This window comes from Streptococcus sp. GMD4S, assembly GCF_000296955.1.
Genome location: NZ_AJRE01000554.1, coordinates 1 through 703, shown reverse-complemented (window position 1 = coordinate 703; position 703 = coordinate 1). Strand labels below are relative to the sequence as shown.

Sequence of the window (703 nt, the reverse complement as noted above, 5' to 3'; positions counted from 1 at the left end):
AAGCAGTTGGAAGAGACAGTGGATAAGCTCTATAAACTGACTCCAAATATCAAGGCCATTGTGGCGGACGAGATGAAGGGTTACATGATCCAGAACAATGCTGCTATTGGTGTGACCTTCTCAGGAGAAGCCAGCCAGATGTTGGAGAAAAATCCTAACCTCAAGTATGTCGTTCCGACAGAAGCAAGTAACCTCTGGTTTGATAACATGGTCATTCCAAAAACCGTGAAAAACCAAGATGCGGCCTATGCCTTTATCAACTTTATGTTGAAACCCGAAAATGCTCTCAAAAATGCCGAGTATGTGGGCTATTCAACACCAAACCTACCAGCTAAGGAAATGCTCCCAGAGGAGACCAAGGAAGACAAATCTTTCTATCCAGACGCTGATACCATGAAACACCTAGAAGTTTATGAGAAATTCGACCATAAATGGACAGGCAAATATAGCGATCTCTTCCTACAATTTAAGATGTATCGGAAGTAGAAGTTAGCAGACACGAAACGAATCAGTTAAGCTGGTTCGTTTTTTTAATAGAAGTTAACTTTTACAGCCTTATCTTTTTCTATTCGAGTTGCTTATTTGCTTGCCTAGTAGTATACTAAGTTTATACGAATAGAAAGCGGTAACAAAGATGAAAATATCTACTTTTTTCAAAAAAAGTTATTGGCCAACCTTTTTGATTGTTCAACAAACAGCTATA

1 protein-coding gene is annotated in these 703 nt (G+C 39.0%); it reads left to right on the top strand.

The annotated features are described in order from the left end of the window. A partial coding sequence (locus GMD4S_RS12505) for an extracellular solute-binding protein (RefSeq protein WP_000607958.1) occupies positions 1-486 on the top strand: 486 nt, incomplete at its 5' end. Positions 487-703: the final 217 nt, after the last annotated feature.